Raw genomic sequence first — 22,691 nt, 5'->3', positions numbered from 1 at the left:
CTCCCAATAACTTGATTTTACTCTAGAAAAATGAGAGAAACTCCAACTCATGCCGAATTGAAACCGGCAATGAACAAAGGAAAAACCATGAAACCAGCAATCCATCCAGAATATTTTGACTCAAGCGTAGTTTGCGTTTGCGGAAATACATACATGACAAAGTCTACGAAGAAAGAACTTCGTGTTGATATTTGCAGCAACTGTCATCCGTTCTACACAGGAAAACAAAAACTTGTAGATACAGAAGGACGCGTAGATAAGTTCAAAAAACGTTACGCTAATTTTTCTTCTAAAAGCAAATAATCCTAACTTCCATTTAGGAACATTCGGTAAACCTTCATATGTTTAAAAGACTCGACGACGTTGAAAAAAAATATGAGGGTGTAGCCCAGCAGATTTTAGATCCCAACGTAATCAACGATAATAAAAAGTACGCCCTCATTATGAAAGAGTATTCTACTCTCAAAGAGATTGTGGACGTGTATCGTGAATACAAAAAGATCGAACAAGAACGCAAAGAAGCCAAAAACATTTTAGAAACAGAAAAAGACGCAGATCTTAGAGCAATGGCAAAAGAAGAATTGCCCGTTTTGGAAAAATCTGTTGAAGAGCTCTCGGCAAAATTAAAAATTCTCTTACTTCCCAAAGATCCTAACGACGACAAGAATATCATTCTAGAAATTAGAGCTGGTGCCGGTGGTGACGAGGCCTCTCTTTTCTCAGAGGAACTTTTCAGAGCCTACACGCATTACGCGCAAAAATATAGATGGAGCGTAGAAGTCCTTTCGACTTCTGCATCACCCGTGGGCGGCTTTAAAGAAGTTATTGCCAGTATTAACGGAGATAAAGTATTTAGCCGTCTAAAATATGAATCAGGCGTTCACCGGGTGCAAAGAGTTCCAAAGACTGAAACTCAAGGTCGTGTTCATACTTCTACCATCACCGTAGCGGTACTTCCCGAAGTGGATGAAGTTGAGATCAATATACATCCCAATGATTTAAAGATTGATGTGTTCAGAGCAGGTGGATCTGGCGGTCAGTCGGTGAATACCACAGACTCGGCAGTGCGTGTTACCCATCTTCCAACAAACACCGTGGTAATTTGTCAGGATGAAAAATCACAGTTAAAAAATAAAAATAAAGCGATTAAAATCTTGGCAGCCAGAATTCAAGATGCCGAAGAACAAAAACAAATCAAAGATGCATCTGATAAGCGACTTGCGCAAATTGGAACAGGCGATAGATCAGAGCGCATTAGAACGTATAACTTCCCTCAGTCGAGAGTGACGGATCATAGAATCAACCACACAGTTTACCAAATCGACACCTTAATGGAAGGCGGAATTGATCTGATGATCGAGCCACTCATTACACATTACCAAACTGAGGCTTTAAAAAATTCTCAAGGAACGTAAGTATTAAAATCCAAGATTTAATTTTAACAGCATCAAACTTTCTAAAAGACAAAAGTCCTTCAGCAAGACTTGATGCCGAAGTTATTATTGCTGACGTTTTAAAGTGTCCACGAACAGATCTTTATATTCATTCTAAAAAGGAATTGGCGCCGCAAGATCTTCAAGAGTGTTTACAAAAGATTGAGCGAAGAATCCAAGGTGAACCCGTTTCTTACATCACAAATAAAAAAGATTTTTTAAACTACACTTTTTATGTTCAAGAGGGAGTCTTGATTCCAAGACCCGAAACAGAGCTTTTGGTGGAATACATTCTTCATTGGATTGAAGAAGAAAAAATGGAAAAAGAAATTTGGGCTTTAGACATCGGTTGTGGATCTGGATGCATTGGTATTTCGCTTCTCAAAGAAGTTTTCAAAATGAAAGTTGTAGCCATTGATATTTCTGATAAGGCAGTAGAAACCACAAGAGAAAATGCTAAGAACTTAGAAGTTTCAGATAAAATTGATATTCTACAAAAAGATGCAGATCACTTAAGTTACAAAGATTTTGAATTTCTAAAGCTAAAAGGATTTTCAGGACTTTTTGATGTGGTGGTTTCAAATCCTCCTTACATTGCAAAAGATGACCAGCTCGTAGAAAAAAATGTTAAGAAATTTGAGCCTCAAGAAGCTTTATACTGCGAAGACAGCGGTCTAGAAAAAATATCTAAATGGACTAACCTTGGAGGATCTGTTTTAAGAGAAAAAGGGTTGTGGATCTTTGAGATTGGAGCTTCACAAGGCGAGGCAGCAAAAAAAATTGTCACTGAAAGTGGATTTTTTGAGAATGTCCAGCTGGCTCAAGATTATGCAGGCTATGATCGCTTTGTGATCGCCACAAAAAAGAGCCTTTTGACAAATACCTCTAATTAAGTCACCCTTATAGATATCAGAATCCGCCATTATAATCGCGCCAAATGGCCAACTAGGAACATCATGGATAAAATCGTCGTAAAAGGTTTAAAGCAGCTCAATGGTGAAATACACACAGGTGGAGCAAAAAATTCTGCGCTCCCACTTTTATTTTCTACACTCCTCGCAGATGGGAAGCATGTTTTTAAAAATGTTCCAAAGCTTCAAGATATCAACTCAACTCAACTGTTGCTTGAGCACTTGGGAGCCAAGGTAAGCTGGGAAGGCGATAACTTTATTGTTGAATGCAAAGGCGAACTCATCAAGAAAGCTCCTTATGAGCTTGTTCGTAAAATGAGAGCTTCGATTCTTTGCTTAGGTCCGATCCTGGCAAGATATGGAGAAGCAGTTGTAAGCTTACCAGGTGGTTGTGCCATTGGAACTCGTCCCATCGATAAACATTTGGATGCGATGAAAACTCTCGGCGCAGAAATTGAAATCCAAGAAGGTTATGTTATTGCTCGCTCTAAAAAATTAAAAGGTGCAACCATCGTATTCGATGGTGTGACCGTGGGCGGAACTGAGAATGCATTGATGGCCGCAGTTCTTGCAGATGGTGTAACTACAATTGAAAATGCCGCAAAAGAACCGGAAGTGGACGATCTTGCAAATTATCTGGTAAAGATGGGCGCAAAGATCGAGGGTATTGGATCAAGCATTCTTAAAATCACTGGAGTAGAAAAATTAAAAGCAGCAGAACACACAGTAATTCCAGATCGTATCGAGGCAGGAACTTTACTTATCGCAGGTGCAATCACAGGTGGTGAAGTGACAGTCACTAAATGCGTTCCAACTCATCTTGATGCTTTAATCGCAAAAATGAAAGAGAGTGGATTTAAAATTGATACTGGAAAAGACTTTATTACTGTAAGAAAATGTTCTTCATGGAAAGGAGTAGATGTGCAAACAACTCCATATCCAGGATTTGCAACAGATCTTCAGGCGCAGTTTATGGCACTCATGACTGTAGCAGAGGGTACAAGTATCATCTCGGAAAATATTTTTGAAAACAGATTCATGCACGTTCAAGAATTAGTAAGAATGAATGCAGACATAACATCAAGAACTCAAGTCGCAATTGTCAGAGGAAAAAAAGGAAAATTAACAGGTGCTCCTGTTATGGCAACAGACTTAAGGGCATCAGCGTCTCTCATATTAGCGGGTCTTGCTTCTCAGGGAGAAACTCAAGTTTTGAGAGTCTACCATCTTGATCGCGGCTACGAAAAGTTAGAAGAAAAACTACAAAAACTAGGCGCGGACGCAATCCGCGCAAAAGAATAATTACTTTTAAGCTAAAACTATCTCATTACAGTCAATTGACCAACGATAAGTTGAGAATAGATGGGGCTAGCTTCTTCACCGATGGTGAATGCGCTTGGTACAAGTCCTTTAAGTTGAACGAATCTGTTTACAAAATTATGAAGATCGATTCTAGACATGATTTCGATCTTAGAACCGCGACCGATCAAATAGAACTTTCCAGTTCTGTGGTCAATCTCAACTGTACCGTGCGCAGCTGTATCGAAAGAATATTTCATTTGTTGTTTGGCGAAATACTTAAAAGAGTAGGCGTCCCCGCCGGTAAAGTTATCCATGTGGAAACTGATCATTGCGTCTTTATTTAAAGTGTGTTCAGCAAAGAAAGCTTTGATGTCGATTACGATTTCATAAAAATTTCTTGAATCGTTAAGGCAATTTGCATTTTCAGCTGTGACAGAAACCAATACGGAGTTAGATCTTGGATCGAAGTTCAATTCAGGCTGAATAGTATTTAGGCATTCTGAAGCTACATTACCAGAAAGAGTTAGAATTTCTCTTCTAGAGTCAAATCTTGCGTCAGCGATATTTAATCCAACTTTTGTAGCATGTCTGATTCTTTGATTGTTAAGTGCAGTCAGGTCGGTAGAGATTGTGTGTTTAGCAAGAGGAAGAGGTTTCGCTTCTGCGACTGGAAATTGGTTCGCTTCTGCGAATCCTGCAATTAAAAGAATTGCCGCGATATAAACAGAAATAATTATTTTGATCATTTTCATTCTCCCCGTGAGTTGACACGGCTCTAATAAGCAAAAGCGATGCCAGAACTAAGTAAAATTTATAGCTCTGTGTACGAACTGATAGGAATTTACGCAAAGCAGAATGGCCAAATTGAAACTTTGAATCTTCAGAGAAAGAATGGAAAAATATTTTTAGGTAAATAAATCAAATAGTTACCTAATTTTTTGTTTAGCAGTTCCATCTTGGTGCTCAATTCCAGTATGGAACCAAAAATTAAGTAGATGAATCGTACAACAAGGATGAAGAACGATGCTCAAAGACGATTGCCTGTTTTGTAAAATCATAAAAGGCCAAATTCCAGCAGCAAAAATTTTTGAAAATGAAAAGGTTTTTGCGTTCAAAGACATTCATCCACAGGCTGAGCAGCATTACTTGGTCATTCCAAAGTTTCATGTAGAGTCTCTCGCGCATCTTGAAGATTCGAATACGAGCATCGTAAATGATCTATTTCGGGCAGCAAATCAAATTTCAGAAACCGAAGGATTCAAGAGTAAGGGTTACCGCAGCGTTATCAACACAGGTAAAAACGGCGGTCAAACCGTATTCCATCTTCATCTCCATGTTATGAGCGATGAAAAGATGAGTGCAAAGTTTGGGAGCAACACATAACTCATGACTGATGCAATGTGGAATCTAAAAGATAAAAAGGGAAGAATCTTTGGTCCCTTCACCACCAATAAGATTATGAATCTTATTGAGAGAGGCTTTTTGGATGGGCAAGAATTAATTACTCCTAAGAATGCCGAACGTTGGGTTGAGATTTCAAAATATCCTGAGTTCTATGATGTCATCATGGAAGCACTAAAAACGGAACACAGAACGATAGCTGAAAAAGATATTTCAGCCGAGCTCACGATGTCTCAATACATAGATAAAGTTTCGACCTCAGACCAAGAAGAACAGCCTCAGCCGGAGGCGCCTCTCAAAAGAGGGAAGGTCATTATCGAAGGACAGCGAGAGGCTCCCACAAGAGACAAGAAAGTTAGCTCAGGACAAAACAAAGCCGAGAAGATAGAAAAGACCGAGCATACAACTTCAACAGGTCCACAGTTTAAACCGCCAATTATAGATTTAAGAGAATCAGTAAGTTTTTTGAAGAAACAATATAAAATCAATAAAATTGTAAACATTGTTATCGGAATCGTGGCGATCATTTTAATTTTTATTATCTTTAGTAGTTTTGAAAACCGTGTTCCTTTGGACGAGGGAAAAATTCATTTGCTATTTCCAATGCAAAAGAAATCACCTCTTTCTTTAAGTGAAACTCAAGAACTCTTAAAACAAAGTTTAAGTGAATTTCAAGAAGATGATTTTAAAGGATACTATAAAACTCTACAAATTTTAGTTGGTTTGCTTGAATCAAATCCTAAAAATTTAGATGCGATCTCTTTACTTTGTTTAACGTATAGAGAGCTTTGGCCCTTTGCTTTCCAGGATTCTAAAGACTTACAAAATCTCACTAAGTTAGTTCAGATAGCGCAGGCCGAAAATTCTCTGGGGGTTCATGGAGCAACCTGCAGAGCAGTGCAGGCAAGCATAACGGCAGAAAATTCAGCAATGAATGCAGTTTTACAATCTTTGTTGTCGGATTACCCGACGGCAGCGATTCTTTATGAAATGAAGGCACAGGTTCTTTCATCAGAAAAGCAATCTTCAACAGCGATAGCGTTTGTTCAAAAAACACAAAGTTTATGGCCTCAATGGATAAAGCCATTTTTTTTAGAAGCTCAAATGAGAGCAGATATTCAGGATTATTATAATGCTGCAAAAATTTATAAAGACATCTTGGATAAAAATCCTGGACATGCAAAATCTCAAGTGGAATTAGGAATTCTTGAGCTAACGCAATTTAAAAATTCAAAAGGTTTGGATCGTATTCAATTGGGAATGGATGAATCAAAAGTTCCAAATGATATCTTAGTGAGGGGCTATACAGCGCTGACCAATTTCTATATCTCGACCCAACCAGAAAAAGCTTTAGAATACGCACAAAAAGCATTTATGCTGGATCCAAGAAACTCATCACTTAGAAGCACAATTATAAGCCTTGGTGGTGAAGCGGCACTTGCGACAATTAAATCAGAAGACAGTCAGCTTATTGTTTTGGGAGAGGGCTACTTAAGAAATAAAAATTACTTGGCGGCACAGGCAGAATTTAAAACAGCTTTTGAAATAAATCCAAAAAACGCAATGGCGGCACTGAAGGCTGGAGAAAGCTTGTGGAATCTCAATCAAACTAAAGACGCGATTGATTGGAGTTTAAAAGCTTTGAGAGCCGATCCAAAATTGATGGAAGCATATGTTCAACTTTCTGATTATTATTCTCAGAAATACGATTTCAAAGCAGCGGCAGATTTCTTAGCCAAGGCAAGAAGTGAGAACAAACTGAACTATCAACTAATGAGAGCCTTTGCTCAACTCGAGCTAAGACGAAAAAGTGCAAAAACAGCAGAAAAATACGCAGGAGATGCATTAAAACTTTACGATGGTGATGTGGAATCATTAAATATTTTATCTGAATCTCTGATGATGCAAAATCAATATGAAAAAGCTTATCAGTATTCTGCTAAGGCCATTTCGCTGGAAGCAAACAATGCTAGAGCTCAAGAGGTCTACGCGGAAAGTCTTTTGGGTCTACGTGGAATCGGAGCCGCTCAACAGTATCTTGCGCAACTTGTGAATACTTACCCAGATAATTTAGATTACCGGACATCTTTGGGTTTAATTTTAATTAAAGATGAAAGATATTCCGAGGCCATTCCGGTTTTAAAACAAGTGATCGATAACAATCCAAGCCATATGAAGGCGCAAATGCTTTTGGGTGAAGCATACATAAGAGCTAATGATTTGAACGAAGCTTTGAAAACATATTTCAGAGCAGCTAGCTTGGACCCTTCTGGAGCTGAACCAATATTTCAAATTGGGCAAGTTTATTTAAAAAATCCTGCCACGGCTGCTAAAGCGATGAAGAGTTTCCAAAAAGTAATCGAAACAAATCCTCGTTATCCGAAAGCCTATTACTATGCGGGTCAAGCGGCTTTACAATTAAATCTTACAAAACAAGCTACAGATTACGCAGAAATGGAAAAGAAAATTAATCCTAAAATTGCTGATCCATATATCTTGCTTGCAGATATTTATTTTTCGCAAGAAAAGTATTCTCAATCCGCGAATGAATTAAGAAGAGCTGTTCAGCTCAGACCAGATGACTCTAACTTGTACATTCAATTAGCGAAGAGCCACAGATTATCCGGGCAACTGGACACGGCCGCCAGCATGTTGAGAGTTGCTGCCTCTAAAGAAAGCGGTAACCCAGATATATACAGAGAACAAGGCGCAGTTTTTGAAAAGCAAGGTCTGAGTGATCAGGCGCTTTCCGCATATTTAAGGTATTTAGAATTAAAGCCCAATGCAGATGACAGAGCAGAGGTGCAATCAAGAATCATGACATTGGGAGGAGGAAACTAAGATGGGCGAATTTATAGAAAACATGCAGCATACGCTGAAGAAGAACTCACAAAATATTGGATTGTTTGCGGTGAGATTGTTTTCAGGTTTATTTTTGGGTGTGACACTCACATTGGTGGGACAGCAGATTTTGGGATATGGACAATTCCTTTTCTGGTTTATAATAGTATTAACAACAGCTGTATTTTTGAAAATCACAAAAGGTTGGAAATGGGTTGGAATCATTGTGCTGGATTTCATTCTGGTTTTAATTGGTCTACTGCTAAAAATGTACATTTTAATTGCTCCTGGCGGATGAGATAGCTATAAAGCAGAAAGAATACGACAAGCACAAACAAGACAAGGCTACACAATATGATCGACATTAAATTACTAGAAAAATCAGATTCCAATTACCTTGCTGAATATAAAGCATCTTTAAAGAATAGAAAAGGTGACCCTGCGCTCGTAGATCAACTTCTCTCTCTGAATCAGGAAAGAAAGAAAATGATCGCGCAAGCCGAGACGCAAAAGGCGAACCAAAACAAACAATCTCAAGAAATCGCTAAACTTAAAAAAGAGGGTAAGGATGCAAGCGCACAGCTTGAGTCCTTAAAATCTTTAAGCGATGAAATTAAAAAATTATATGCGGAGGCAGAAGCTGCGGATCAAAAAGTTCAAGAACTTTGCAGCATTCTCCCAAACAAAGCGCATAAAGATGTTCCGGTGGGTCAAGCGGAAACTGACAATAAGATTGTCAGAAAATGGGGAGAGCCAAAAGTCTTTTCATTTAAAGCAAAAGAGCATTTTGAAATTGGGGAAAAATTAGGAATTTTGGATTTCGAAAGAGCAACAAAAGTTGCAGGTGCTAGATTTACGATTTTGAATGGAGCGGCGGCAAGACTTGAAAGGGCTTTAATCAACTTCATGCTAGATATCCAAACCAAAGAGCATCATTATCAAGAAACAAATCCTCCGTTCATGGCGAATAGTGCGAGCTTCTTTGGTACGGGACAATTTCCTAAGTTCACAGAAGATGTCTTTCACGTACAAGGTACAGATTACCATTTGATTCCAACGGCGGAAGTTCCTGTAACGAATTATTATAGAGATGAAATTTTAGATGAGGCCAAGCTTCCGATTTATTTAACGGCATACACTCCGTGCTTTAGATCTGAAGCGGGCAGTTACGGTAAGGATACGAAAGGCCTTATTCGTCAGCATCAATTCAATAAAGTCGAGTTAGTAAAGATCACTCATCCTGATAGATCTTATGAAGAGCACGAAAAAATGGTTTTGAATGCTGAAGAAATTCTAAAAAGATTAGAGCTTCCGTATAGAGTATCACTTCTTTGTACCGGCGATATGGGTTTTGGATCCTCTAAGACTTACGATCTAGAAGTTTGGCTACCAGGTCAGAATTCTTATCGTGAGATCTCATCTTGTTCAAACTGCGAAGATTTCCAAGCGAGAAGAGCAAATATTAGATTTAAATCAGGCACAAATAAGCCTCAGTTTGCACATACGCTGAATGGATCAGGGCTTGCCGTAGGAAGAACATTGGTAGCCATTTTAGAAAACTACCAACGAGAAGATGGTTCAGTGGAAATTCCCAGAGCACTGCAACCGTATACAGAATTCAAAGAGATCAGATGAAATTTTTTGAAATCTTAGCAAAAAATAAAACGCTTTATGTGCTCGGAGGAATCAGCCTTCTTCTTGTGGTGGCGATTGGTTACACCAAAGGTGAATATGATATTTTGGATTCAAAATTTTTTTATTTAAAGAGTGAGATTCAGCCACTTCTTATTTCTTTGGGTGAAGAGGGAAGAGCTAATTATATCAGAATCAATTACCTTGATTATATGTTTATGACGACATACACGCTTTTCTTTTTTGGAATGTACTTTGCTTTTTTTAAAAACCTGGCGACCACTTTAATCCTTATTCCAGCTCTTCTTTTGATTGCAGACTTTATAGAGACATCAAGCATCCATTATCTTTTAAGAATTTTCCCCGAGATTCACAATGGACTCGAGTACACACTGATGTTTTTGACCCCTGCAAAATGGATGTTGGCTTTAAGTACTCTTTTGGTGATCGTAAATGGTTACTTTGTTAATTTGTACATAAAAAAATCATAATCAAAAAAATATTTTAGTTTCATTGATTGTTATCCTGTAAGTACATGAAATGTATCATGGTGAACCGAAAGGGGTAATTTATAATGAAAAATCAAACCAAGAGATCCGAAAAGAGATCTGAAATTAAAAAAGTTCCAGAAGATCAAAAAAAAATGATCAAGGCATCAAAAGACTCTCAGGGAGTAAGAAATCAACATCATTTTGATGAAAGTGAAGCTCAAAGAGTAAAGGGATTCTCAAAATCTATAGGCCGTAAGGCCCAAGTTCAAAGAGATGCTTAAATAAAGACAAAAAGGACATTCATAAAATGTCCTTTTTGTTTTTTAATTTAAAAAATTCTTACTTAAAAAATTAAAGTTTAGTGCAAGTATTTTCAAATTCTTCAGTATGGTTTTGGCCTTGATACGTGAATTGAATTGTACCTTTGTTAAAAAGATTTTGGGCAGAATCTAAAGTGTAGTACATGTCTACAGTGTAAGGTCCAACCGTAGCATCTGTTCCTGTCAGCATCATTTGGAAGTTATTTCCCGCGCATGTGCCCACGTATGTTCCGCCATTCTCCATCGCGTATTTTTGTCCATCCGTTGGATACATTGAAGACTCTCCAGTATCCATGTCTGTCCATTTATAAAAAGTGTTTGCTCCAGATTGCACACTCTCAACCGAGATAGCGCCGGTATCAGATGGATCATCTGGATTTTTCTCGCATTGGAATTTCGAGTTGATAGGTGGACAGCTCATCGCTGCCGTAGCAAATAAAGAAACAAATAGAACCATAAAAATTTTCATTTTTCCCCCTTTGGAAATATAATTTAAAAAAAGTCTAATCGGAGGAAAATGTTTGTCAACAGTATATAGGTAAAGCTTTATGCAAACTTCATTCAACAATATACACATTTTTCATTTTGTGGATATTTGTTTTGAGTTGGATGTCTATGCTAAAAAATAAAATGATTTTATGTCTTGCTATTGGTGTTACTATTTTTGGTAGCTCAGCTTTTGCAGAAAATTTGCTCGGTGATCAAAGAGCTCAGTATTACACGTTGATGCTCGGAAGCCCTTTGCCAAATGACGCTACTATCGTAACAAATGCAGCTCATGGAGATTGTGTAGTTGAACCAAGCTTTACTGCAATTACATATGTTAGACCCAATAGTTCATACAAAGGAGTAGACAGTTGTACAGTAGGTTATAGTGTTGGAACTGCTTTTTTAGTCTATTTTGGCGTCCTTGTGGTTACGAAATTCTCAATTTGAGACATTAAAAGCTCTGTTAGCTTAAGCGGGCTTTAACATGTTAAAAAAGTCTTTTAAAAGACCGATAAAAGACTTATAATAGTCCTATAAAGAGGTGTTTATGAAGGCAATAAAGATATCCCAAGATGTAGTTACTCTAGCTGAGTTTAAAAATCAGGCTCCAGCATTATTGGAAAAAATTAATTCATCGGCTCAACCTCTGCTTATCACACAAAATGGTAAGCCAGCGGGAGTGCTTTTGTCGCCAGCGGAATTTGATCGCATTCAAGAGCAGGAAACGGCGAGATTTATGGCGTCTGTTAATCAGGGCTTAGAAGATGCTGATAATGGTAGAGTGCTAACTTCAAAAGAAGCAAAAAAAAAATTGGGCCTTAAAAAGAAATGAGTGGTTTTAAAATTGTATGGACTGAGAAATCTGTCCAAGACCTACTTTTAATAAAAGAATATATTTCTAGAGACTCATTTGAAAGAGCTGAAGCTTGGGTACAAGAGTTATTTGATGCTGGCGAAAGCTTGGAAAGTCTTCCGGGTCGCGGCAGAGTTGTACCTGAGTTTAATAAAGAAAACATAAAAGAACTTATAATTGAAAATTACCGTCTAGTTTATAGAATCAAAAAAACATCGATAGAAATTCTTACGGTTTTTGAAAGTCATCGTAAACTAAAGAAAAGCGATATTAGAAAATAATTTTTTTAATTAGTGGTCACGCAAAATAATTTTGATTCTCAAATTATTGAAATGATTAAGTTAAGAAAAAATGGCGGAAAAGGAGGGATTTGAACCCTCGGTACGGGTTGACCCCGTACGACAGTTTAGCAAACTGTTGGTTTCAGCCACTCACCCACTTTTCCGTATAGATTGCTGAAGTACAAATTACCAGGGCTCTATTTCTGCCACATCGAAGAGCTCTAAGCAACCCTTCTTAGCAGACTCAGTAGTTTTCAGGGAATATTTCGCGCTCCACTGTTTCAATTACAGTATGAATGATCTTGATATGCATTTCCTGAATACGATCAGATGTTTGAGCGGGGATCACAATAGATAGATCTGCCAATCCTTTAAGTTCACCACCGTCTTTTCCTAAAAGTGCCACGGTTTTAATGCCCAGTTTTTTAGCTTCTTGAACCGCTAAGATCACATTCTTAGAATTGCCACTTGTTGAAAGGCCGACGAGAACATCGCCTTTTCTGCCGAGGCCTTGAACTTGCCTCGAGAAAACGTACTCAAAACCATAATCATTGCTTACACAAGTTGTGTGACTGGCATCGCCCAAAGCTAAAGCTCCTAAAGGGCGACGATCCTTCCTATACCTGCCGGTGAATTCTTCGGCAAAATGCATAGCGTCACAGTGTGAGCCCCCATTTCCACAAGTTAGGAGTTTTCCTCCAGATTTGAAAGAATTGATCAGAATATTTGAAAACTCTTCGCATTTTTTAAGCAGTTCAGGATCAGCCAAGAATTTCTGTAAAGTTTCTTGAGCTTCAACTAGAGACTTTTTCCATGTTTCTGGTATCTTTTCTATAATCATAATTGATTCTCCTGCCTGTTAATCTATGAATATCTTGATTTATTTGCAAGTTCTCTATATTCCTAACGTTTCTAATTTACCAAGAGTGCGGTCGTAGCTCAGCTGGATAGAGTACCAGACTACGAATCTGGTGGTCGCAGGTTCGACTCCTGCCGACCGCGCCAATTTTTTCCAAGTCCATTCCATATCATTTTGTTAAAGGGGAGTTTATGCATTTTTTTAAAGTCGTTCTTATCAGTTCGCTATTTTTATTTGGCTGCCAAACGGCGATTGAAAAGGCGGCTAGAAACACTAAGTACTCTGCCTGGGAAATTGTTGGCGTCGAAAAAAGAGATTTATTTAAAAAATATCTAGAACAAACCAAAGACGGACAAGAAGAGACGAAAGAATCTTTGCAATCCGCTTTAGATAAACTAAAAGAAGTTTATAACTTTGATGGAGGAAATTTAGAAAGCAAATATAAAGATCTAAATTCATCCTACGAAGATGCGCAATCTCGCGCGAATGAAGTTCATGACAGCATCAAGAGAGTCAACACCACCGCCGCGGATCTTTTTGAAGAATGGGATAAAGAAATTAAAGAAATCACCTCGGCAGATCTAAGAGCAAAGAGTTCTGCATCCTTGAGTGCTACAAAAAAGAAATATGCACTTCTAAAAACAAATCTTGGTAAATCTGAAATAAAAATAAAACCCGTTTTGGCAAAGCTAAAAGACCAAGTTCTTTTTCTAAAGCACAATCTAAATGCAAAGGCGATTGCCTCTCTTAAGAAGGAACACGTGCGCATTGAAAAAGATATCGAAAATCTGATGGTGGATATGAAGGCTTCGATCTCTGCTGCCAACGAAGTCATTGCGGATATGGAGAAAGAATAATGGCTAAAAAATCCAAACTTAAAAAAGTATCGCTAAGTCCAACCAAAGAACATCATTTGGGGATCATTAAACTGTTGTTGGCCGATCATCGTCTACTGCGCAAACTGATGGCGCAAGTTAAATCCAGTAGATCAACTCCGGCCAAACAAATGAAAGCCTTTAAAGAACTAGAAAAATCCGTCAACTCCCACGTGAAGGCCGAAGAAAATACATTTTTTACGCTCATTCGGAACCATCCTAAATTTAAGGACGCAACTATGGAAGGTTACGAAGAGCATCGGGTGCATGAGAATGTGATTCGTGGCCTAAAAAAAGTTTCGGATAAAGATCGTCGTCTCGAGCAAATGAAGATTTATTGTGAATTTCTTGAGCACCATCTTGACGAAGAAGAAGAAAATCTTTTTCCTCGCTTTAAAAAATACGCGGCCCTGCAAACCAAAAGAAAAATTGGCAAGAACTACGTAAAAGTTAGAAAGAAAACTTCATCTGACAAAAGAGGCGCTGCAAGATACAGCGACTGATTCAAAAATTAATTTTAACGGAAGAAGAACTTCTTTTGGCTTTTCCGTGAAAGACGGCTTCGACATTATTCCCATCAGGATCAATCAAAAAAGCGGCGTAGTATCCTGGATGGTAAGGTCGAATCCCGGGTTTTCCGTTGTCTTTTCCGCCAGCCGCCAAACCTGCCTGGTGAAAAGCCTGCACCATTTTTTCGTCGTGTGCTTGAAAAGCAAAGTGAGATCGACCGGTGAGATGCCCTTGCGCGGCCTCACTGGATTTTGTTGAAACAAAAAGTTCATCCACCCAAAAAAAATCTTTTCCATCACCACCCCAAGGAATTTTCAATGCGGTGAAGATTGCTTCGTAGAATTTCTTGCTGGCTCCAAGATCTTTGACTACTAAATGCAAATGATCAATTAAGCGACCTCGATGAATTTCTTGAACTTCCATAGACGTTCCTTTCAAGTTTGTTGGCATTAGTAGGTTACGACACATTCCCAAGAACAGTCTTGCACATTCTGCAAATTGGATTAAAAATTAATATATATGAAAATACGGAAATACGAGACCACAGATATTCCAACGCTTGCGAATATTTATTTTTATTCGAGGAGCGAGACCTTCAACTGGATGCCGGATGGGACTTTCAAGTTGAGGGATTTCTTTGCAGATACTTTGGGTGAGGAGATTCACGTTATTCTAGATGGCAATAATATTGCGGGCTTTATTTCTATTTGGAAGGCGGATAATTTTATCCACCATCTCTACATAGATTCTAAATATCAAAACAAAGGCTACGGGAAAACCCTTCTGCAATATGCATTAAAGACTATAGGCAGACCGGCAAGCTTAAAGTGCGTAGTAAAGAATGATAAGGCAGTTCGTTTTTATAAATCCCACGGTTGGAAAATAGAAGAAACTGGAAATGATGAGATGGGCCCCTTTTATTTGTTTGTCTATAATTGAGTTTTTTAAAGAGGTAAGTAATGCAGTTCGAACCAGCAGCTGAAATTGAATGTCCACATTGTGGAGAATTTTTTACGACTTTCTTGGACCTGAGTCAGGGAAATACGGAGTATATAGAAGACTGCCAGGTCTGCTGTAAGCCCATCATGATCAAAGTGAATGTTGAAGATTTGGAAACCGAAGAGTTTACGGTGAGTGCTGAGCCGGGTTAGGCTTTCTATAAACTTTTCATAGCGTTTCTTTCATGAAACACTTTGTTTCACAAAACATGGCAATAAAATAAATCCTTGTGTAGTTTGCTCCAAATGCAAACAGAAAATTTCACATTAAAAATTAAAATGGGCTTAGAAGAAAAGATCAGGAAGAATCCTAGCTTCTCATTAAGAGCTTTTGCGAAACAGCTTGGCGTAAGTGCTGCGACCTTATCTGGAATATTATCCGGTAAGCGCGCATTGACGGCCGAGATGATGGGCAAGATTGGCTTTGCTTTAAACCTCACTTCGGAAGAAGTTTGGAATTATCAAAGACAAGCATTGGGTCACACCGAGGATTCTAAGCACGCCGAATTCAAACAGCTTTCGCAAGAAATGTTTGTGATCGTATCCGAGTGGTACCACCTCACGATATTGGAACTGATGAAACTTTCGGATTTTAAACCGGACGCGAATTGGATTTCCAAAAGACTCAACGTGAATTCCAATCAAATTAAAATCGCTCTTGATCGATTGCAAAGAGTGGGAATTCTAGAAATCAACGGAAATGTTTGGTTGGATAAAACGGATGGTTTTACCACTCACTACAATCCCCAACAGACCTCTGAAGCCAAAAAGAGATATCAAAAGCAACTTCTTGAAAAATCCTTAGAATCCTTAGCAAAGGATGATTACGCAATTCGTGATCACTCCAGCATTACGATAGCGATCAATACGAAAGATATACTTAAAGCAAAAAAAGAAATTCAAGCGTTCAGAAAAAAACTATGTGAACTGATGGAAGCTTCACCTCGGCCAGATGAAGTCTATCAGTTGCAGCTAGGGTTTTTCCCGCTCACGGGAAATAAAACAAAAAACTTAAAGAATAAAAAGAAAAGTAACTAAGAGGAGTAAAAATGAAGAAAATAATTTTAATATTGATGTTGCTCGCAAGCTTTCAAAGCTTCGCAGGGCCAGCGGAACCAAAACCCACATTGAAAGGCCAAGATGGTGGCGGCGGGGGAGTGATTAAGCGTAATGGAATGTATCTTACGTTTGGTTCTGCGGGAATGAAAATAGAAATGGTGAAGTTGAGCATTCCTCAAGGCCTACAGGAAATTCCAGGTTTATCCATGCTTGTTTCGTTGTTTTATAGCAATGAAGATTTAACAAAAAATTACATTGGAAAGTTTATTAAAGCGTTAGCGCCAAGTCCGACTAGGCGTTATTTTAAGATTGAAAAGAGTCAGCTTGAACAAGGAACGTATGAAAGACTAATTGCCGAATACATAAAACTTTTTAAAGATCAAGCCAGCCCTAACAGTTTAGGATTAGCAGCTATTACGATTGCTGATGATACGTATTTATTACCCCCATTTTTTGAATTAAAACCTGCAGAACAAGGAGCCATTCTGTTTCATGAAGCTCTTTGGATAGTTAAACCAGAGATTCAATATGCTGAGTTGGTAAATGCAGAAATGATTATGCAAAAACAATTAGAGGTTCACGGTTCCCAGTGGAGTTATGACCCAGAATTTGTATCAATGATTGGAGAAATTCTTGGTTTGGAGTCTTATGTATCGGCAACAGCACTTATCCAAGACATCAAAATGGGGAGATTAAAAAAATGTGGAATAAAAATTAGAAGAGGCGCATACGATTTGTATGATTTGCTCCCAGATCAATACTCTATATGGAGCAAAGATAACTTGTCCTATGATCTTTATAAAGCAATCAACAAATGTCCGGATGTTACCTTTTTTAAATTAATTTATTCCTACAGCTCTACTCTCCAGTATATAAACGTGAGATTTATACCGGCAGATGCAAAATTTATAATTGGAGAGAGGGTAATATGGACAGGATATAATGCTAACAATTTTTCAATTCAATTTTAACAAAGGAAATAAAATGAAAAAATTAATTATAGTAATGCTGATGATGATCGGGATGAGCGCTCAAGCTCACGGTGGAAAAAAATGTGGAAAGTGTTATCAGGCACATCCTTACATTCTAGCAGATAAAGTAGAAAGTCGCTGCATCACCGAAATTTCTGTCTGCTCGGTGAAACAAAGTGGTGCTTCTTTCTTTTATCAATTTAAATATGGATACAAAGAAAATCGTGTAATGATTTTTTCAAATGGAAAACAAAGTCGTTACACCGCGAGAGGCACAGAAAATACAGGAACATTTGTTGATCTTGTAGAATTGAAAACTGAAAACGCAGATGTTGCTAACGGTGATTCAAAAAACAAAGTGAGAGACGAAAAATCTTATGCGCTCGCAGCCTGTAAATCAGAACAAGAAGTGTGGCGCAAAACTTACGATTTTTGTAACTGAGTTAATTTCTACTATGTATACAGAAGGGCCCTTGCGGCCTTTTTTATTTTCTAAAGGCGTTGATAAAAAAACCTCCAGAAATTTTCATTTCAGCTAATTTTGCGCAAATACATGGCATAAGGCAGTAGATATAGTGGTTATGTTGCGGCGTATTCACTATCAGTAGTGGTCTAGTCTAGGTCTAGTTTTGTTGGGGATTTAAGCAGCAGTTTTTTTGAAGAAAGGCTGTCAAGTGCTTAAAACTATTTTGCTTTGCATTTTATTTGTCAAAAAATTTGCTTAAATTTTTCTCAAAACAATCAGTGGTTTTTAAAATTCTGAATGAATTGTAGGGATTAGAAATTGATTACAAAAACTAGCGGTAGTGGTCCCAGAGCTCTGTCTAGATTTTTAATTGTTTTTTTTAAAAGGCTATTGCAAATTTCATGTTTCGTGATTTGATTGGTTCCAACGATTCAGAGGGGGCTCAGGAATCGTTGACTGATGATCGATCCAATCGAGAGATCACTCTCTATTAACAAATTAAAATTTAACACTTTCAAAGAATGAGAGTGGCAAGGTAACGACGATGTCTACTTCAGAATTTCTACTACAAGAAAATAAACAAAGATTTGTTCTCTTCCCAATCAAACACAAGGAAGTTTGGGAAATGTACAAAAAAGCCGAGGCGTCGTTTTGGACCGCTGAGGAAATCGATTTGAGTCATGATCAAAATGACTGGGAAAAATTAACGGACAACGAGCGACACTTCATTTCGCACGTGCTAGCGTTTTTTGCTGCCAGCGACGGCATTGTAAATGAAAATCTCGCAGTGAGATTCTCAAATGAAGTGCAAATTCCTGAAGCGAGATGTTTCTACGGATTCCAAATCGCTATGGAGAACATTCACTCCGAAACCTATTCATTATTGATTGATACTTATATTAAAGATCCTGCAATGAAAGATAAACTCTTCAACGCTTTCGAGACAGTACCTGCGGTAAAGAAAAAAGCGGACTGGGCATTGAAGTGGATCAACAACACAAACTCTTTTGCTGAAAGATTAGTGGCGTTTGCGGCTGTGGAAGGAATTTTCTTCTCGGGTAGCTTTTGCTCTATCTTCTGGTTAAAGAAGCGCGGACTAATGCCTGGGCTTACGTTCTCTAATGAATTGATCTCTAGAGATGAAGGGCTACATTGTGATTTTGCATGTCTTCTCTATAGCATGTTACAAGACAAACTTTCTGAAGACACAATTCACAAAATAATTAGCGATGCCGTTGCGATTGAAAAAGAATTCATCACGGAAGCTCTTCCTGTAAACCTTATTGGAATGAATGCAGATATGATGTCTAAATACATCGAGTTCGTAGCAGACAGATCATTGACGTCACTGGGTTACGCAAAACTTTATAACACAAAAAATCCTTTCGATTGGATGGAGTTGATCTCGCTTCAAGGGAAAACAAACTTCTTTGAGAAGAGAGTGGGTGACTATCAAAAAGCCGGCGTCATGAACGACAAAGCCGATCAAATCTTTACACTAGAAGCGGAGTTTTAAATGTTCGTATTAAAAAGAGATGGCAGAAAAGAAACTGTACAATTCGATAAAATCACCTCACGTATCAAAAAACTTTGTTACGGATTGGATGCAGATTTCGTAGATGCAGCCGAAGTAGCAATGAAAGTTGTCAACGGAGTTTATGATGGGGTTACTACATCAGAACTCGATAACTTGGCCGCAGAAACAGCAGCCTACTTAACAACCAAGCATCCAGATTACGCGATCTTGGCGGCAAGAATCGCCGTTTCGAATTTGCATAAGAATACCAAGAAGACTTTCTCCCAAGTGGTGGAAGATCTTTATAGATATATCGATCCTAAGAACGGTCAAAAGGCTCCGCTTATCTCTGACGAAGTTTATAAAGTTGTTATGGATAACGCGGAAAAATTAGATTCAGCGATCATTTACGATAGAGATTTTGATTTTGAATATTTCGGATTTAAAACTCTAGAGAGATCTTACCTTTTAAAATTAAAAGGCCAAGTGGTAGAAAGACCGCAACACATGCTCATGCGCGTGTCCGTGGGAATTCATGGTACCGATATTCCGGCAGCTATTGAAACGTATAATCTTCTTTCTCAAAAATGGTTCACGCACGCGACACCAACACTATTCAATGCGGGAACGCCTAAGCCTCAAATGTCTTCTTGTTTCTTATTAACAATGAAAGACGATTCTATTCCGGGAATTTTTGATACTCTAAAACAATGCGCGGTGATTTCTCAATCGGCAGGTGGAATTGGACTGAGTGTTCATAACATTAGAGCTCAAGGAAGTTACATCAAAGGAACCAACGGAACTTCTAACGGTATCGTACCGATGCTGAAAGTATTTAACGATACAGCAAGATACGTGGATCAAGGAGGCGGAAAACGCAAAGGTGCCTTCGCAATTTATCTTGAACCATGGCACTCAGATGTTTTTGAATTTTTGGACTTGAGAAAAAACCACGGTAAAGAAGAAATGAGAGCTCGCGATCTATTCTTCGCTATGTGGACTCCAGATCTTTTCATGAAGAGAGTCGAAGAAAACGGAACATGGTCACTCTTTTGTCCGAACGAAGCTCCGGGTCTTGCTGACTGTTGGGGTGAGGAGTTCGAGGCGCTTTATACAAAATACGAAGCTGAAGGCAGAGCAAGAAAAACAATTAAGGCTCAAGAGTTATGGTTCAAGATTTTAGAATCTCAATCAGAAACTGGAACGCCCTACATGCTCTATAAAGACAGCGCGAACAGAAAATCGAACCAACAAAATCTTGGTACGATCAAATCATCAAATCTTTGCACTGAAATCATGGAGTACACGGCTGCTGATGAAGTTGCAGTTTGTAACCTAGCTTCACTCGCTCTTCCAAAGTTTGTGATCAACGGTCAGTTCGATCACAAAAAACTTTTTGAGGTCACAAGAGTTGCTACAAAAAACTTAAACAAAATTATCGACCTTAACTACTATCCAGTAGAAGAAGCGAAAAGATCAAATTTCAGACACCGACCGATTGGTTTGGGCGTTCAAGGTTTAGCAGACACGTTCATTCTTTTGAGAATGGGTTTTGATTCTGAAGAAGCGGCAAAATTGAATTCTGAAATTTTTGAAACGATTTACTTTGCGGCGCTATCTGCTTCAAATGAAATTGCTCAAGAGCTTGGTCACTATGAAACTTATCCAGGATCTCCAATCTCTAAAGGAATTTTACAACACGATATGTGGAACGTAAAAGCTTCTCCAAGATGGGATTGGGAAACTCTTAGAGCAAACATCAAGAAGTCGGGCGTAAGAAACTCTCTTTTGGTTGCGCCAATGCCTACGGCCTCCACTTCGCAAATTCTTGGGAACAATGAATGTTTTGAACCCTACACTTCGAACATTTACACCAGAAGAGTTCTTGCCGGTGAGTTTGCCATCGTGAATAAGCATTTGATGAAGGATTTGATCGAGTTGGGTCAATGGAATCCAGCAATCAAAAACAAAATCATTTCACACAATGGCTCGGTCCAAAATATCCCAGAAATTCCAGATCACCTGAAATTGATTTACAAAACAGCTTGGGAAATTAAGCAAAAAACGATTCTGGATATGGCAGCAGACCGTGGCGCGTTCATTGATCAGAGCCAAAGCTTAAATATCTTTATGGAGCAGCCGAATTTTGCAAAATTAACCTCTATGCATTTCCATGCATGGAAGAGAGGTTTGAAAACAGGGATGTATTACCTAAGGTCAAGACCAGCGGCAGACGCCATCAAGTTCACGGTAGATCAAGAAACGAAGAAATCAGAAATTTCTACGACTCCCGCGCAAGCAATGGAGCTTTTGGCAATGAAAGCGCAACAGGCGGCAACTTGGGATCCAGCCACAGAGGCGGTTAGATTCCAGCCGACTATGGAAGCAGGCGCTGGAGGCTTTGCCGCAATTCCAGTTTCAACGACCATGCAAATGTCGACGCCAGCTCCTGAAAGACAACTTTCTCCTAGAGAGCAAAAACTTTTAGAAGAACGTACCGCAATGACTGAAGCAGAATTTTTAGCAGCTCAACAAGCGTGCTCATTAGAAAATCCTGATTCATGCGAGATGTGCGGATCGTAAATGAAATCCACCATCGGGTTATTATTGATCCTATTTTTTCTTTTAATAGCTCAAGTGTCGATTGCGTCCACTCAGTTTACTGGGGTGGCTTCTCAAGCTATGGGCGGAACCGGAAGAGCCGCGGTCATTCCAAACGAAGTGGCTTTTTTGAACCCAGCTTCTTTTGTTTCTGTCCGTGGATACAATCTCGCAACGGCTTACCGAGATTTTCAAACTCTTGATAAAGGATCGACAAGAAATTTTGCGATCCATGCTTCTGAAAATCAAACGGACAGTATGTTCCCATTAGCAATCACGTATTTAAAAACTCGCGATATCAATTCTGGCGCTTACGGCGTAAGGGAAGATATCCATTTAACTACGGGCCAAGAGATTTTTGGTAACGTGGCTTTTGGTATTGATGTGGCAAGATACACAGATACTCCCGAAGGTGGAAAAGAGGAAACCGAATGGGACGCTAAGGTTGGATTTCTTTATGCTCCGATGGATAACTTAGGGTTGGGATTGGTGTTTACAAACCTTTTGGTTACGGACCTTGAGCATCTCAAAAGAGGTGTTGAGGTGGGTGTAAACTATCTTTTTATGCAGTTTTTCAGAGCAGCTTTGGACGTCACTTATCAAATGGAGGACAACGAGTCCGATGAATCGGTCGTTATGTTTGGGATTGAGCACATGTACTTTAAGCAAATTGCCTTGCGGGCCGGAGCTAAGTGGGATGCGCCAATTAACCAGAATTATTGGACTTTAGGGCTTGCTTGGAATGCTCCTAAAATATCTTTTGGTTATGCCTTTGAAAAAAACGTCGCGGAAACGGACGAATACGGTCATTCTGTTGACCTCAGGATCTACTTTTGATAGCTTGGCCAATCTTTGAACGCCTTACATTAACTAAAGGCGATA

The 22,691-nt window shown here is 38.8% G+C and carries 28 protein-coding genes and 2 tRNA genes; 25 read left to right on the top strand and 5 right to left on the bottom strand.

All coding sequences use genetic code 11. The features are described 5' to 3' along the window. The first annotated feature begins 87 nt into the window (after positions 1–87). The 4 genes from rpmE to murA all read left to right on the top strand — a co-directional run bounded on the left by rpmE (position 88) and on the right by murA (position 3,646). Positions 88–303 (top strand): 50S ribosomal protein L31, encoded by a 216-nt coding sequence (gene rpmE, locus V4596_10060; GenBank protein ID MES2769476.1) that lies wholly within the window; start codon positions 88–90, stop codon positions 301–303. 38 nt (positions 304–341) lie between these two features. Further along, on the top strand, positions 342–1,415 hold the full coding sequence (gene prfA / locus V4596_10055) for a peptide chain release factor 1 (protein MES2769475.1): 1,074 nt from the start codon (positions 342–344) through the stop codon (positions 1,413–1,415). A gap of 2 nt (positions 1,416–1,417) precedes the next feature. Continuing rightward, positions 1,418–2,326 carry a peptide chain release factor N(5)-glutamine methyltransferase gene (prmC, locus tag V4596_10050; protein MES2769474.1) on the top strand — a complete coding sequence of 303 codons (909 nt, stop codon included), beginning with the start codon at positions 1,418–1,420 and terminating at the stop codon, positions 2,324–2,326. Positions 2,327–2,389: 63 nt separating this feature from the next. Then, entirely contained in the window at positions 2,390–3,646 is a 1,257-nt protein-coding gene (gene murA, locus V4596_10045) for a UDP-N-acetylglucosamine 1-carboxyvinyltransferase (GenBank protein ID MES2769473.1), read from the top strand. Positions 3,647–3,663: 17 nt separating this feature from the next. On the opposite strand, the gene V4596_10040 is transcribed toward murA, so the two are convergent. Further along, a complete protein-coding gene (locus V4596_10040; GenBank protein ID MES2769472.1) occupies positions 3,664–4,392 on the bottom strand; it encodes a hypothetical protein in 729 nt (242 codons plus the stop codon). A gap of 45 nt (positions 4,393–4,437) precedes the next feature. On the opposite strand from V4596_10040, the gene V4596_10035 reads away from it, so the two are divergent. The 7 genes from V4596_10035 (at position 4,438) to V4596_10005 (ending at position 10,292) form a co-directional block, all read left to right on the top strand. After that, positions 4,438–4,563: a hypothetical protein gene (locus V4596_10035; protein ID MES2769471.1), complete on the top strand. Its 126-nt coding sequence runs from the start codon at positions 4,438–4,440 to the stop codon at positions 4,561–4,563. Positions 4,564–4,669: 106 nt separating this feature from the next. After that, on the top strand, positions 4,670–5,029 hold the full coding sequence (locus tag V4596_10030) for a histidine triad nucleotide-binding protein (protein ID MES2769470.1): 360 nt from the start codon (positions 4,670–4,672) through the stop codon (positions 5,027–5,029). Between the two features lie 3 nt (positions 5,030–5,032). Beyond that, positions 5,033–7,888: a tetratricopeptide repeat protein gene (locus V4596_10025; GenBank protein ID MES2769469.1), complete on the top strand. Its 2,856-nt coding sequence runs from the start codon at positions 5,033–5,035 to the stop codon at positions 7,886–7,888. Position 7,889: 1 nt separating this feature from the next. Beyond that, positions 7,890–8,186 carry a hypothetical protein gene (locus V4596_10020; GenBank protein ID MES2769468.1) on the top strand — a complete coding sequence of 99 codons (297 nt, stop codon included), beginning with the start codon at positions 7,890–7,892 and terminating at the stop codon, positions 8,184–8,186. A 56-nt stretch (positions 8,187–8,242) separates the two neighbouring features. Then, the gene (gene serS, locus V4596_10015) at positions 8,243–9,523 is read left to right on the top strand and encodes a serine--tRNA ligase (protein MES2769467.1); all 1,281 of its coding nucleotides are present in this window, start codon (positions 8,243–8,245) and stop codon (positions 9,521–9,523) included. Next, entirely contained in the window at positions 9,520–10,011 is a 492-nt protein-coding gene (locus V4596_10010; GenBank protein ID MES2769466.1) for a hypothetical protein, read from the top strand. Before serS ends, V4596_10010 begins: the two co-directional genes overlap by 4 nt. An 83-nt stretch (positions 10,012–10,094) precedes the next feature. After that, the gene (locus tag V4596_10005) at positions 10,095–10,292 is read left to right on the top strand and encodes a hypothetical protein (protein ID MES2769465.1); all 198 of its coding nucleotides are present in this window, start codon (positions 10,095–10,097) and stop codon (positions 10,290–10,292) included. Between the two features lie 70 nt (positions 10,293–10,362). On the opposite strand, the gene V4596_10000 is transcribed toward V4596_10005, so the two are convergent. Further along, positions 10,363–10,800 carry a hypothetical protein gene (locus V4596_10000; protein MES2769464.1) on the bottom strand — a complete coding sequence of 146 codons (438 nt, stop codon included), beginning with the start codon at positions 10,798–10,800 and terminating at the stop codon, positions 10,363–10,365. A 161-nt stretch (positions 10,801–10,961) separates the two neighbouring features. Between V4596_10000 and V4596_09995 the strand changes: the two genes are divergently transcribed. The 3 genes from V4596_09995 to V4596_09985 all read left to right on the top strand — a co-directional run bounded on the left by V4596_09995 (position 10,962) and on the right by V4596_09985 (position 11,954). Further along, complete coding sequence (locus V4596_09995) at positions 10,962–11,267, top strand: hypothetical protein (protein MES2769463.1); 306 nt, start codon at positions 10,962–10,964, stop codon at positions 11,265–11,267. A 100-nt stretch (positions 11,268–11,367) separates the two neighbouring features. Further along, positions 11,368–11,652, top strand: coding sequence for a type II toxin-antitoxin system Phd/YefM family antitoxin (locus tag V4596_09990; protein ID MES2769462.1), 285 nt, complete (start codon positions 11,368–11,370; stop codon positions 11,650–11,652). After that, positions 11,649–11,954 carry a type II toxin-antitoxin system RelE/ParE family toxin gene (locus V4596_09985; protein ID MES2769461.1) on the top strand — a complete coding sequence of 102 codons (306 nt, stop codon included), beginning with the start codon at positions 11,649–11,651 and terminating at the stop codon, positions 11,952–11,954. Before V4596_09990 ends, V4596_09985 begins: the two co-directional genes overlap by 4 nt. A gap of 71 nt (positions 11,955–12,025) precedes the next feature. Here the strand turns inward: V4596_09985 and V4596_09980 are convergent. Both V4596_09980 and gmhA read right to left on the bottom strand, forming a co-directional pair. Beyond that, positions 12,026–12,118 (bottom strand) — tRNA-Ser (locus tag V4596_09980). A gap of 80 nt (positions 12,119–12,198) precedes the next feature. Then, positions 12,199–12,795, bottom strand: coding sequence for a D-sedoheptulose 7-phosphate isomerase (gene gmhA / locus V4596_09975; protein MES2769460.1), 597 nt, complete (start codon positions 12,793–12,795; stop codon positions 12,199–12,201). 87 nt (positions 12,796–12,882) lie between these two features. Here gmhA and V4596_09970 point away from each other — a divergent pair. From V4596_09970 to V4596_09960, 3 genes are all read left to right on the top strand, one after another. Then, positions 12,883–12,959, top strand: a tRNA-Arg gene (locus V4596_09970). Between the two features lie 45 nt (positions 12,960–13,004). After that, entirely contained in the window at positions 13,005–13,670 is a 666-nt protein-coding gene (locus tag V4596_09965; protein MES2769459.1) for a DUF2959 family protein, read from the top strand. After that, a complete protein-coding gene (locus V4596_09960; GenBank protein ID MES2769458.1) occupies positions 13,670–14,191 on the top strand; it encodes a hemerythrin domain-containing protein in 522 nt (173 codons plus the stop codon). The genes V4596_09965 and V4596_09960 overlap by 1 nt, the downstream gene beginning before the upstream one ends. A gap of 1 nt (position 14,192) precedes the next feature. Here V4596_09960 and V4596_09955 read toward each other — a convergent pair whose 3' ends face one another. Then, positions 14,193–14,621: a VOC family protein gene (locus V4596_09955; protein ID MES2769457.1), complete on the bottom strand. Its 429-nt coding sequence runs from the start codon at positions 14,619–14,621 to the stop codon at positions 14,193–14,195. Between the two features lie 96 nt (positions 14,622–14,717). Between V4596_09955 and V4596_09950 the strand changes: the two genes are divergently transcribed. The 8 genes from V4596_09950 to V4596_09915 all read left to right on the top strand — a co-directional run bounded on the left by V4596_09950 (position 14,718) and on the right by V4596_09915 (position 22,646). Continuing rightward, the gene (locus tag V4596_09950) at positions 14,718–15,137 is read left to right on the top strand and encodes a GNAT family N-acetyltransferase (GenBank protein ID MES2769456.1); all 420 of its coding nucleotides are present in this window, start codon (positions 14,718–14,720) and stop codon (positions 15,135–15,137) included. Between the two features lie 20 nt (positions 15,138–15,157). Further along, entirely contained in the window at positions 15,158–15,349 is a 192-nt protein-coding gene (locus V4596_09945) for a CPXCG motif-containing cysteine-rich protein (protein ID MES2769455.1), read from the top strand. A 93-nt stretch (positions 15,350–15,442) separates the two neighbouring features. Beyond that, positions 15,443–16,234 carry a TIGR02147 family protein gene (locus tag V4596_09940; protein MES2769454.1) on the top strand — a complete coding sequence of 264 codons (792 nt, stop codon included), beginning with the start codon at positions 15,443–15,445 and terminating at the stop codon, positions 16,232–16,234. Positions 16,235–16,245: 11 nt separating this feature from the next. After that, positions 16,246–17,226 (top strand): hypothetical protein, encoded by a 981-nt coding sequence (locus V4596_09935; GenBank protein MES2769453.1) that lies wholly within the window; start codon positions 16,246–16,248, stop codon positions 17,224–17,226. A gap of 13 nt (positions 17,227–17,239) precedes the next feature. Next, complete coding sequence (locus V4596_09930; GenBank protein MES2769452.1) at positions 17,240–17,668, top strand: hypothetical protein; 429 nt, start codon at positions 17,240–17,242, stop codon at positions 17,666–17,668. Between the two features lie 568 nt (positions 17,669–18,236). Continuing rightward, positions 18,237–19,208, top strand: a complete 972-nt coding sequence (locus V4596_09925; protein ID MES2769451.1) for a ribonucleoside-diphosphate reductase small subunit — start codon at positions 18,237–18,239, stop codon at positions 19,206–19,208. Next, positions 19,209–21,791: a ribonucleoside-diphosphate reductase subunit alpha gene (locus V4596_09920; protein MES2769450.1), complete on the top strand. Its 2,583-nt coding sequence runs from the start codon at positions 19,209–19,211 to the stop codon at positions 21,789–21,791. It begins immediately after the preceding gene. Beyond that, positions 21,792–22,646: a hypothetical protein gene (locus tag V4596_09915; protein MES2769449.1), complete on the top strand. Its 855-nt coding sequence runs from the start codon at positions 21,792–21,794 to the stop codon at positions 22,644–22,646. It abuts the gene before it with no gap. Positions 22,647–22,691 lie beyond the last annotated feature (45 nt).

The organism is Bdellovibrionota bacterium (assembly GCA_040386775.1).
Taxonomy (GTDB): Bacteria; Bdellovibrionota; Bdellovibrionia; order Bdellovibrionales; family JAEYZS01; genus JAEYZS01.
The sequence above is the reverse complement of the archived record's forward strand: the minus strand, read 5'-3'. Positions and strand labels throughout refer to the sequence as shown.

Excerpts from the sequence above, each read along its gene's own strand:
- rpmE (MES2769476.1), top strand. The coding sequence starts at position 88 with ATGAAACCAGCAATCCATCCAGAATATTTTGACTCAAGCGTAGTTTGC.
- prfA (MES2769475.1), top strand. The coding sequence starts at position 342 with ATGTTTAAAAGACTCGACGACGTTGAAAAAAAATATGAGGGTGTAGCC.
- murA (MES2769473.1), top strand. The coding sequence starts at position 2,390 with ATGGATAAAATCGTCGTAAAAGGTTTAAAGCAGCTCAATGGTGAAATA.
- V4596_10040 (MES2769472.1), bottom strand. The coding sequence starts at position 4,392 with ATGATCAAAATAATTATTTCTGTTTATATCGCGGCAATTCTTTTAATT.
- V4596_10035 (MES2769471.1), top strand. The coding sequence starts at position 4,438 with ATGCCAGAACTAAGTAAAATTTATAGCTCTGTGTACGAACTGATAGGA.
- V4596_10030 (MES2769470.1), top strand. The coding sequence starts at position 4,670 with ATGCTCAAAGACGATTGCCTGTTTTGTAAAATCATAAAAGGCCAAATT.
- V4596_10025 (MES2769469.1), top strand. The coding sequence starts at position 5,033 with ATGACTGATGCAATGTGGAATCTAAAAGATAAAAAGGGAAGAATCTTT.
- V4596_10020 (MES2769468.1), top strand. The coding sequence starts at position 7,890 with ATGGGCGAATTTATAGAAAACATGCAGCATACGCTGAAGAAGAACTCA.
- serS (MES2769467.1), top strand. The coding sequence starts at position 8,243 with ATGATCGACATTAAATTACTAGAAAAATCAGATTCCAATTACCTTGCT.
- V4596_10010 (MES2769466.1), top strand. The coding sequence starts at position 9,520 with ATGAAATTTTTTGAAATCTTAGCAAAAAATAAAACGCTTTATGTGCTC.
- V4596_10005 (MES2769465.1), top strand. The coding sequence starts at position 10,095 with ATGAAAAATCAAACCAAGAGATCCGAAAAGAGATCTGAAATTAAAAAA.
- V4596_10000 (MES2769464.1), bottom strand. The coding sequence starts at position 10,800 with ATGAAAATTTTTATGGTTCTATTTGTTTCTTTATTTGCTACGGCAGCG.
- V4596_09995 (MES2769463.1), top strand. The coding sequence starts at position 10,962 with ATGATTTTATGTCTTGCTATTGGTGTTACTATTTTTGGTAGCTCAGCT.
- V4596_09990 (MES2769462.1), top strand. The coding sequence starts at position 11,368 with ATGAAGGCAATAAAGATATCCCAAGATGTAGTTACTCTAGCTGAGTTT.
- V4596_09985 (MES2769461.1), top strand. The coding sequence starts at position 11,649 with ATGAGTGGTTTTAAAATTGTATGGACTGAGAAATCTGTCCAAGACCTA.
- gmhA (MES2769460.1), bottom strand. The coding sequence starts at position 12,795 with ATGATTATAGAAAAGATACCAGAAACATGGAAAAAGTCTCTAGTTGAA.
- V4596_09965 (MES2769459.1), top strand. The coding sequence starts at position 13,005 with ATGCATTTTTTTAAAGTCGTTCTTATCAGTTCGCTATTTTTATTTGGC.
- V4596_09960 (MES2769458.1), top strand. The coding sequence starts at position 13,670 with ATGGCTAAAAAATCCAAACTTAAAAAAGTATCGCTAAGTCCAACCAAA.
- V4596_09955 (MES2769457.1), bottom strand. The coding sequence starts at position 14,621 with ATGGAAGTTCAAGAAATTCATCGAGGTCGCTTAATTGATCATTTGCAT.
- V4596_09950 (MES2769456.1), top strand. The coding sequence starts at position 14,718 with ATGAAAATACGGAAATACGAGACCACAGATATTCCAACGCTTGCGAAT.
- V4596_09945 (MES2769455.1), top strand. The coding sequence starts at position 15,158 with ATGCAGTTCGAACCAGCAGCTGAAATTGAATGTCCACATTGTGGAGAA.
- V4596_09940 (MES2769454.1), top strand. The coding sequence starts at position 15,443 with ATGCAAACAGAAAATTTCACATTAAAAATTAAAATGGGCTTAGAAGAA.
- V4596_09935 (MES2769453.1), top strand. The coding sequence starts at position 16,246 with ATGAAGAAAATAATTTTAATATTGATGTTGCTCGCAAGCTTTCAAAGC.
- V4596_09930 (MES2769452.1), top strand. The coding sequence starts at position 17,240 with ATGAAAAAATTAATTATAGTAATGCTGATGATGATCGGGATGAGCGCT.
- V4596_09925 (MES2769451.1), top strand. The coding sequence starts at position 18,237 with ATGTCTACTTCAGAATTTCTACTACAAGAAAATAAACAAAGATTTGTT.
- V4596_09920 (MES2769450.1), top strand. The coding sequence starts at position 19,209 with ATGTTCGTATTAAAAAGAGATGGCAGAAAAGAAACTGTACAATTCGAT.
- V4596_09915 (MES2769449.1), top strand. The coding sequence starts at position 21,792 with ATGAAATCCACCATCGGGTTATTATTGATCCTATTTTTTCTTTTAATA.